6 protein-coding genes are annotated in these 9,653 nt (G+C 64.9%); all 6 read left to right on the forward strand.

Going from position 1 to position 9,653, the window contains the following annotated elements:
* Positions 1 to 203: 203 nt before the first annotated feature.
* On the forward strand, positions 204 to 515 hold the full coding sequence (locus IEY49_RS21965; protein ID WP_373291949.1) for a DUF3592 domain-containing protein: 312 nt from the start codon (positions 204 to 206) through the stop codon (positions 513 to 515).
* A gap of 696 nt (positions 516 to 1,211) precedes the next feature.
* Positions 1,212 to 1,715, forward strand: a complete 504-nt coding sequence (locus tag IEY49_RS18485) for a PsbP-related protein (protein WP_189011486.1) — start codon at positions 1,212 to 1,214, stop codon at positions 1,713 to 1,715.
* A gap of 396 nt (positions 1,716 to 2,111) precedes the next feature.
* Complete coding sequence (locus tag IEY49_RS18490; protein ID WP_189011488.1) at positions 2,112 to 2,582, forward strand: hypothetical protein; 471 nt, start codon at positions 2,112 to 2,114, stop codon at positions 2,580 to 2,582.
* A gap of 136 nt (positions 2,583 to 2,718) precedes the next feature.
* A complete protein-coding gene (locus IEY49_RS18495) occupies positions 2,719 to 6,051 on the forward strand; it encodes an ATP-binding protein (protein ID WP_189011490.1) in 3,333 nt (1,110 codons plus the stop codon).
* Between the two features lie 18 nt (positions 6,052 to 6,069).
* Positions 6,070 to 8,115 carry an ATP-binding protein gene (locus tag IEY49_RS18500; protein ID WP_189011492.1) on the forward strand — a complete coding sequence of 682 codons (2,046 nt, stop codon included), beginning with the start codon at positions 6,070 to 6,072 and terminating at the stop codon, positions 8,113 to 8,115.
* 687 nt (positions 8,116 to 8,802) lie between these two features.
* A partial coding sequence (locus IEY49_RS18505) for a carboxypeptidase-like regulatory domain-containing protein (RefSeq protein WP_189011494.1) occupies positions 8,803 to 9,653 on the forward strand: 851 nt, incomplete at its 3' end.

The raw sequence follows: 9,653 nt of genomic DNA on the forward strand, positions 1-9,653 counted from the left end.
GGCGTATGGGTGCCCGCCATTCTGTCCCTGGACTTCTGCGGGGGCGCGGGGGACAGCGGACCGTAAAAAGCAGCCTGAAAAGAGAGTGTAACCGGTCCGCGCGCCACAGTGGTACCGGGGGGCGGTGAGCCCCCCGCAGGACGAATGAGGGGCACCAGCGGTGCAGATCAGGGTAAACTTCCAGGCGAAGGTTCGAGGGCTGGCTGTTCACGCCGCGCGTCACCTACCGCTATGAGGTGGACGGCGCTCACCGGGTGGGGCACCAACTCTCGCTCTTCGAGGGGTCTTCCTCAAATGAGGGATGGGCGCGACGGGAGAGCAGACGTTACCCGGTGGGAAGTGCCGTGAAGGTGTACCACTCGCCAGACGGGGAAAACGCTGTGCTCGTGCCCGGCGTGGAGTCGAGCCTGTGGGCCTGGCTCCTGCTGCCAGGCGCAGCCATGCTTGTGGGCGCGGCCCTACTGCTCACGCGGGGGCCTAAAGACCGGAACACGGTAAGGGTCAGTTTTTCTTAAGGCAGCGGACCTGGTCCGGGGGCGCCGACCGGGGAATTTTCGGCTGCCTCATCCAATGAAAAAAGCGCAGCACCGACTGCTGCAAGGGGTGGACGACTTGAGCTCACCGCGTTTGACCTCGGGGGCCAGGTCCGCCGTCTCCGGCAGCCGGTCTACCCTGAGTCCGCCCGGGTTCCTGCAGTTCCGCGGCTCCGGCGATTTGGGGCGACAGTTCCCCAATGCCATGTTCAAAACGGCCATTGTGGCAGGAGGGGACGCGGCTCACCGACATTTCCTCTCTCCGCTCCGGCAGGCTGTCATGGAGCGGTGAAGGAAACTGCAGCTTGACGTCTTGCCCTCGCCGGGTCAACCCCTTGCATCTCGTTGTGAGCTCGCCTGCGCCAGCCACAGCCCTACCCATCGTCTCGCGTGAGGCTGGCTTCGATCGCCACCAGTCCGAGGACAGCCAGCAACACCTTTGGTGCGCGGCCAGGGCCGCGAGGCACCCGCAGCACGTACATGCGCCCGTCCATCCGGATCTGTTGTGCTGTCGTCTTCTATTTCATGATCTCCTCCCTTTCATGCGGTGCGCCCACGCTAGAGGGCCGGGCACGGCGCGGGGATGATGCGGGGGCCAAGGGTGTCATCTTTGAATCATCCTCTTGCACGTAGCCTTCCTGCCAGGCGAACGCGGTGTTCGCCGAAAGGCGGTAATCCATGTTCAAGAAAACCCAGATGGCAGTCCTGGCCCTCCTCGTGATCGTGGGCGGCGCGCAGGCCAAAACCTTCAGGCATGCCACCAACGGCTACAGCCTCACCTACCCCGACGCCTGGACTGCGAAGGCAAACCTTGCAGGCACCGACGTCGCCATCTCGGTGCCGGGCACACCCGGGGCGACCAGCATGATCACGGTCGTGACGCAGAAGCTGCCTCAGGGCATGAACCTTGCGGCCTACACGCAGGCGACGACCGAGTCGTTGCCGCAGATGCTGGGAAACTACAAGCTCGACACGAACAAGACCGTGAAGGTGGGAGGCGTCGCGGGGCGGAAACTGGTGTTTACCGGTACGCGGGGTGGCAACACCATGTACGGCAATATCGTGCTGCTCGTTCGGGGCGACGTCGGGTACACCCTGAGCTACCTGGGAGAGCTGCCTGCCAACGCTGCGGCCAAGGAAACCATTGACCGGGTGCTGACGAGCTTCAAGCTGACCAAGTGAGCTTAGGCGGTAGAGCCCGGCTGGCCCGGCCTTACGATTCGGCGTCATGGGCGGACCATCCCCCGATGCGTCCGCTGACCCAACGCGCTAAGCCCCGCCCGGCTTCCGCCCGCGCCCGAATCAACGCATGATCGATCTCACATTGCTGTCCACCCCTGAACTCGCCAGACTTGGGGCCGCTTTCTGCGTCCTGTTCCTGAGGGCAACTCCATGGCATGCCGGATGTTGAAGCTGAGCTTTCCCCGGGGGTGTCACCGGCCAGCCATCCCACCTTCGATACCTTTGCCTCCACTGAAAGGAGGTGACTGCGAGAAGTATTGACCGTCATTTTCAGATGGTCCGCTCGGTCGTCCGATTCGCTACCCGAACCCGTCCTCGTTTCACTTTGGAGAAGCTATGCAAAGTATCTATGGCTCACCTTCTGCCCGTCAGACGCTTCCTCTCCTGTCGCGCGTTGCCGCGCTCGCCCTACTGGGGCTCAGCCTGTCGTACAATGTGCTCTTTCTCGTTTTTGGGAACGGGTTCACGCCCGTCATGCTGACCATTCCAATCTTCGCTGTGCTTGCCCTGGTCGTCGCCAGCGGCTGGAAGTGGGCTCCGATCGTCGCGGGCACGCTTTCAGTGGTGTTGCTGCTGCCGGAGTTGCCGCTTTGGCGCGGCCACTTTGCCGATGAAACGGGAGTGTTCCTGATCAACGTTGTCTTCAATCCTGTGCTGTTTGTCGTAGCTATCGTGACTTCATTCGGAGCTGGCTTGCAGAACCTACGCGGATCGCACGAGGAGCCCGCGTGGCTGTTGGGGTTGCTCACCGCCGCACTCGGTCTTGTGCTCACTGGCACCGCGTTCGGAATTTTCCTGCGTGGGTGAACGCTGCGGTCGATGGGCCCGACAGGAGGCGGGCCCATCGTTATAGACTGACCCTCAGATCATTCCCTGCCAATGCCCGGCAGTGCCGTCCAGGAGAGTCCAGGCGGCGGGAGATGCCTGATAACATAAACGTACGATGGACATCACGTCGGTATGGCGCCTGTTTCTGCTCGGCGGACCTAAGCTCGCAGCGCCCGACGGCCGGGAGTTTCGTCCGGAGGGTAAGTCGCTCGCCTTACTGGCATACCTCGCGCTGGAGGGGTCCATACCGCGCCCTCGCCTCGCCGGGTTGCTTTGGCCGGAGCGCGCCGAGACCGCAGCGCGCAACAATCTCGTTCAGCTTCTGCGCCGGATGCGCGGCGCGTACGGCGAGGACCTCGTTGTGGGTCAGGAGACGCTTGCGCTCGCGCCTCAGGTTCAGGTTGATGTGTGGGACGTACTGAACGGCGGTTCGGCTGCAGAGCTGCCGGGAGCTCCTTTTCTGGAGGGAGTCGTCTTTGACGGCCACCTCGACCTGGCGGACTGGTTGGTCGTGCAACGTGACCGGGTTGACGCACGGCGATCGAGGGTGACCGCTCGTGCGGCGACCCTGGCCGAGGAAGCCGGTGACCTGCCGGGCGCCACCCGGCTCGCCCGGCGGGCACTTGATCTTGACCCACAGTCCGAGGAGAGCCACCGGCGGCTGATGCGCCTGTTGTATCTCGCTGGTGAGGCCTCCAAAGCGCTGGACGTGTATGTGGGGCTGCAGGAACGTCTCCGTGACGAATTGCGGACTGAGCCCATGCCCGAAACCCGTGAGCTCGCCGCCCTGATCGAGCGGGGCGGCGCACCTGCTGCGGTCAGACCCGTGACCCCCCTCCTGCCCGCCCCCCTGCCGGCACCCGCCCTCACCGGCCGTGAGCGCGAGTTCGCGCGGATGGAAGATGCATGGGCCAAAGGGCAGTTCATCATTGTGGCCGGTGCGCCCGGCATGGGAAAGTCGCGAGTCGTTGCGGATTTTGCGTCGAGTAAGGGACAGGTGCTCTGGATTGAGGCCCGCCCGGGGGACAACCTGGTGCCCTACACCACGACGATTCGAAGCCTGCGCCGGGCGCTGAGTCTCTCTGGCGCCGAAGTGCCGCTCGACCTGCGCCGGGCGGCGAGTTTTCTCCTGCCTGAACTCGCTCCTCCAGGAGAGGCGCCAGCGACAACCACCGATTCGAAACTCCATAGCGCGCTTCAGGCTGTGTTCGGGATGTGCCTAACCGGAATCGAAGTCTGTGTTTTTGATGACATGCAGTTTGCAGATCAGGCGAGCATCGAGACTGGCTTCGACTTCATCGACTCGGCCTTTCCGATGGGTCAGCCGGGCGGCCTGCCCCACTTCATCGCGGTGCACCGGGAGAACGAGCTGCCCCCCTACACCCACGGGATCTTCGAGCGCCTGGTGAACGCTGGTCAGGCAGATTGGTTCACCTTGCCGCCGCTGACCGGGCCGGCCACGCGACAACTGCTCTCCAGCCTGAACGTCCCTCCCGGGGACATCGAAGGGCTCGCCCGCGCCTCTGGCGGGCATCCTCTTTTCGTGCTCGAAGGCGTGAAGGCACTGGCAAGCGGCGTGGCTTTCGGCCACGCCGGAGGCGTACCCCCGAAGCTCAGCCAGCTGATCGGTGACCGCCTCGCCCGGCTCACGAAGATGGGCTTGCACGCAGCCCGGGCGAGCGCCGTGCTGGGCCGTGACTTCACGCCCGAGCTCGTGGCGACCATGCTCTCGGCGCCGCTGTTCGACGTGATCGCGGCATGGGACGAACTGGAATCGGCAGAAATTCTTTCAGGGGAACGCTTCCATCACGATCTGGTGGCGGAAGCGGTGCTGGAGGGGATTCCTGCGTCGGTGCGCCGGCTGCTGCACCGCGCCGCGGCCCGCGCCTTGTCGGGTGAGAGCGCCGAGCCTGCCCGTGTGGCGTGGCACTGGCGGCAGGGCGAGCAGGACCTGGAGGCAGCTCCATGGCTCCTGCAGGCCGGCGAAATGGCGCGTGCATCCCTGCGTCTGCGGGAGGCGGGAAATTATTTCGAGGAAGCGGCCCGCATCTTTGAGGCACAGGAGGATGAGCGCACCTTCGGCGCGTGGCGGAGCCGGGCAGAGGTCCTGAGCCTGGGGGATGACCTGGAAGCCCGGCAGAATTCGGTCAACGATGTGCTGGAGCGCGCAGTGACTCCCTCGCAGACCGCGCAGGCCTGGCTGCTTCAGGCCGGTCTTTTTTCCGCGAGGAACGAGGGTGTGCGCGCGGAAGGTGCCGTGCGGCGCGGCCTGGCCGCCCTGGCACTGGCGGACCAGGACGAGCCGGATCTGCGGTCCAGGCTGCTGGCTGACCTCGGCACGGCCCTGTGGGCCCAGGGCAGGCTGGCGGACGCGGAATCGGCCCTCAAGGAGGCGGTCATGGTCCTTGACCGGCTTGGGCCCTCCAGCAGCCTGGCCACCGGGCTGAGCAACCTCGCTGTCGTTCTGGATCATCAGGACCGCCATCGCGAGGCACGGGACCTGCACCTGCGCGCCGCACAGATGCTGGAGGGACTGGGCGACCGGGGTCACCTCGCGGTCATTCTGCGCAACCTCTCGGTCTGCCTGAGCGAACTCGGCGACGTGCGCGGAGGCCTGGACGCCCTGAAGCGCTCCGTCGCTCTTCATGACCCCGGCACGCACGATGCCTCGGCCACAAGCCACCTCCTGCTCGGGGTCGCCCACACGGACCTGGGGGAGTACGCGGCCGCCGTGCGGCACTTCGAGCATGTTCTGACGTCCGAACTTGACCCCAGCGGCTGGCTGCATGACTATGCCCGCAGCTGCCTCGGAGAGGTTCTGGTGTTTCTGGGAGACTTCGAGCGGGCGCAGGACCTGCTGCTGCAGGCGAACGCGTCTTCCATCCCAGGCACATTCGCGGTGCGCACCCACCTCGCCCTCGCCCGGCTCGCCTTCGAGCGAGGGAAGGATGCTCAGGCTGCACTGAAGTGCGCTGAGGCGCTGCTTGGCGAGTCGCCGCGCCCCCTGGCGCTCGGGCGGGTGCGGCTCGTGCAGGCCCTGATGGGGGACCCCACAGCCGCCTGCGCCGCGGCGCGGGAAGCTCTGGATATCGCCTGCCGTCACGACCTCGGCGGCCTCGAACTCAGCGCACACACACGCCTTGCCAGGACCCTGCTCCACGGCGGCGAGCTGCAGGAGGCGCTCGCCAGCGCCACACGCGCCGGCCATCTCCTGGAAACGCGCGAACCCGCCGACCTGTCCCGGGGCGAAGTGCTGCTCACCCTGTTCGAGGCCCAAAGCGCGGCCGCCGACCCGGCGGCGGAACTGACCCTGGACCAGGCGAAAGCGTGGTTGATGCGGACGGCTGGAGAGCAGGTTCCAGCCGAACTGAAAGACACCTTTCTGACCCGGAGCTCGGTCGCGCGCCGAATACTCACGGCAAGGGGAATGCCGGGCTCTGGAGGGTAAAAATTATTACACTGGGGAATGCCTGATTCTCAGACATCCTGGCGCCTGGAGGTCATGGGGCCGCCCCGTCTGGTTTCGCCTGCGGGTCGAGCAGTGAGCCTTGAGCGCAAAACAGCGGCGCTCCTGGCCTACCTCGCGCTGGAAGGGACCATGCCGCGCGGGCAGATCGCCGACCTGCTGTGGCCCGAGACTCCCACCAGCTCAGCCAGAAATAATCTCGTGCATCTGCTGAGACGCCTTCGGGAAGCGAGCGGCGCGGACCTTGTGGACGCCGGCGAGTCGCTCACCCTGCGACCTGAACTTGCGGTGGACGCACTGGAGGTCCTCACCACTGGAAAACCGGAGGCGGGCAGAGACCTGCTGGACGGAACGGACTTCGACGACCTGCCCGACGTCAGTGAATGGATCCTCGCGCAGAGCGAGCGACTCGCAGCGGCGAAGGCAGGCTGGTACCGCGAGAACATCGCACGCATGCTGCAGGAGGGTGACGCGACCGAGGCGGCGGCGCTTGCTGAGCGCTGGACTGAACTTGATCCCATGTCTGAGGAGGCCTGTCAGGTCCTGATGCGCGCCTGTTACGAGCAGGGCGACCGGCCCGCAGCGCTGCGGGCCTATCACCGCTACAAACAGGGGCTGCGCCACGAAATCGGAGCCGACCCCTCGCCAGAAACGCAGCGTCTTGCCCGGGAAATCGATCAGGGTACGGTGAAGAGGAGTGCACCCTCGCAGCCTGCGCGAATTCCTTTGAGTGTCCTGCGGCCCCCGACCCTGGTAGGCCGTGAGGACGTGTGGGCCCAGATGGAAGAGGCCTGGGAGCAGCGCCTGGGCATCATGATCGAGGGCGACCCGGGGTCAGGCAAATCGCGGCTCGCGCAGGACTTCCTGCGGTCGCGCCAGGACCATCAGATCCTGTTTTTCCAGGGCCGTCCCGGTGACGCGGGCATCCCGTACGCTACGCATACCCGGAACTACCGGCAGACGCTCGCGGCCAACCCGGACCTCGATCTGCCTCAGTGGGTGGTACGCGAACTCGCCCGGATGTTGCCCGAGCTTGGGGAGGCGCCGCCGCCAATGACGACAGAGGCAGACAAACGCCGCTTTTACGAAGCGAAGTATGAAGTGGTGCGGCTTGTCGCCGAGCGCGGTCCGGTCATTATCTGCACCGACGACGTGCAGTTCATGGACGAATCCAGCATCGAGGCGGGCGCGTACGTCGGATCGCGCTTCTGGGGTGACACCAACACCATGCTGCGCTGCCTGTACTGTCACCGCACCGGGGCGCTCCCGCCCTACTCGGCAGCTCTGCTTGATTCCATGTACGCAGCGGGCGTGGTCGTGCCCATTCATCTTCCGCCTCTCGGCCCCAGCGCCGTCACCCGCCTCCTGGCAGACCTTGATGTGCCGGGAGGTGCCCCAGTGGCTGACCAGGTTGCGCGCATGACCCGGGGAAACGTACAGTTCGTGCTTGAGACGGTCAAGAACATGTACGAGCGTGGCAGCAGCGAAGTCAAGCCTCCGGTCGAGGCGGACTCGGGCATAGCCTCGTTGATTGAGGAGCGCCTCGCGCGACTCTCGCCGAATGCGCTGCAGGCAGCGCGAGCAGCCGCGGTCCTGAGGCGGGACTTCACGCTGGAACTCGTGACGCAAACGCTAGGCACCAGCCTGCTCGATACAGTTACTGCCTGGGAAGAGCTAGAGGAGGCCCAGATCGTCTCAGGCGAGGCGTTTAGCCATGACCTCGTGCTCGAAACCGTTCTTGTGCAGACGCCGCCCACGGTACGCCGCGTACTTCACCGGAGCGCGGCGCGCGTCCTCGCAGCGGCGGGCGGACACCCTGCCCGTGTGGCGGCCCATTGGGAGGACGGCGACGACCTGCGTCAGGCGGCGCCATGGCTGGTCAAGGCAGGTGAGGCGGCGTCGAACAATCTCCGTTTTTCGGAAGCGCGCGAGTTCTACTCCCGTGCCGAATTTGCCCTCACGCACGCGGGTGACTTGAGTGGAGCCGCAGGCGTGCGCCAGTCGCTGGAGGTTCTGGCGGACCGCGCCGCCAAGGCGGCTTCCTGACGCGCAACCATGCCATGGTCATCCCACGACCCACCATCGTGGGATGGCCATGACTTCAGGGCACCCAGGTCCGGGGTGAGAGTCTGCACCATCTGGCCCCGATTGCCAGCCGTTTTGAGCTCGCTGCCGGCCGCAACGGCTGCACTAAACCACAAGTAACCTTCCTTGGACTAAGAATGTCTGTCAAAGCCGTGAATATTCGCATAGCCACACCTCCTGCCCCCAGGTGGTGAGGTCACCATCGAAGGCATCAGCGGCTGTCAAAGCCTGCGTGGCCGCAACGCGGACGAAGGCCGACGGACAGCTTAATGACTGAGGGCAGGTGAAGCAGTGCCTGTATCCGCCACCGAACAGTTCCAGAAACCCGCGTTTCGGTCTAGCCTTCATAAGAATCTTTCGGGTCGTATGGTGTTGGACCACGTGATGACTCCCCGACCCCACGAGGGCGAGAGACCTTGAAGGTTATATTCCGCCAGCGGTCAAAATTGAAAAACAATGACGCTTCACATTGGGTGGCGGGGGCGAGGCGTTCCTTGAGGGCAGCCTCCACAGCGTTTGCACCTCTGGCATTTTCGACGTATGCCGACGTCGACCCGTTCTGTCGGCACTCGCATGGGCTTCAAAACATTCTCCAGCCATCCGGCCCCCCGTACGCTCCGATCAAGCCGGAAGGCATCGGAGGAACCCATGAACCACAACATCCCTACCCTGACAGTCATGCTCGGCCTCACCCTCTCGCTGGTGGCCCAGGCGCTCCCCGCCGCCACCACTTCGCGCACCATTAAAGGAACCGTCACGGCAGGCGGTGGGCACGCCCTCAAGGACACGGTCGTTATTGCCTGTCCGAAAGGAGACTGCGACTCTGACGACGTAAAAGGTGTCGTAATCGAGAGCTCAAAATCCAAGGCGGACTTTACCATCAGCGGCCTGGGCAACGTGTCCTATGCCATCTACGCCGTGCAGGACAATGACGGCGACGAGGATGTCAGCGTCGGGGACTGGGTGGACCGCAATCTGGCGGCGGAAAAGCCCGCCGCGTTGGTCAAGCCGGGCACCGCCAACGTAAAGCTTGAACTTGTCGAAGTGAAGAAGGCGGCCGCTGCACCGAAAGCCACCACTCCCCAGGCAGCGCCGAACACCACCGCCAAAGCCGGGCCAGGCGCCACCGCACAGCGGGGCTTTATTACCGGGACGGTGGTAAACGAGCAGGGGGTGCCGCTGCCTGGGGTGGAGGTCGTGGCAGACAATACCGCCGCGTACAACAGCAACCTCATCGCCCGGACCGATGCCCAGGGACGCTACAAGATCGACGTCCGCAACGCGCCGGTCACCTTCAACATGAGCGCCACCATGACGATCAGGTACGAGGGCCACTCGATCGGCGTCAACCTGGTGCCTGACAACACCGAGACAGTCCCAGGCGGTGTGGGAGGCGTGCGCAACTTCACCTTCAAGCCCAAACCCCTCTCGCAGGCGGACCCCTACGGCAACCTCGCGTGTGTGTTTGTCGAGCGTGAACCGGGCAACTTCAGCGTCGA

Origin of the sequence: Deinococcus malanensis, assembly GCF_014647655.1 — a bacterium.
GTDB classification, from domain to species: domain Bacteria; phylum Deinococcota; class Deinococci; order Deinococcales; family Deinococcaceae; genus Deinococcus; species Deinococcus malanensis.

Coding starts and splice junctions, on each gene's coding strand:
- IEY49_RS18485 (WP_189011486.1), top strand. CDS start 1,212: ATGTTCAAGAAAACCCAGATGGCAGTCCTGGCCCTCCTCGTGATCGTG.
- IEY49_RS18490 (WP_189011488.1), top strand. CDS start 2,112: ATGCAAAGTATCTATGGCTCACCTTCTGCCCGTCAGACGCTTCCTCTC.
- IEY49_RS18495 (WP_189011490.1), top strand. CDS start 2,719: ATGGACATCACGTCGGTATGGCGCCTGTTTCTGCTCGGCGGACCTAAG.
- IEY49_RS18500 (WP_189011492.1), top strand. CDS start 6,070: ATGCCTGATTCTCAGACATCCTGGCGCCTGGAGGTCATGGGGCCGCCC.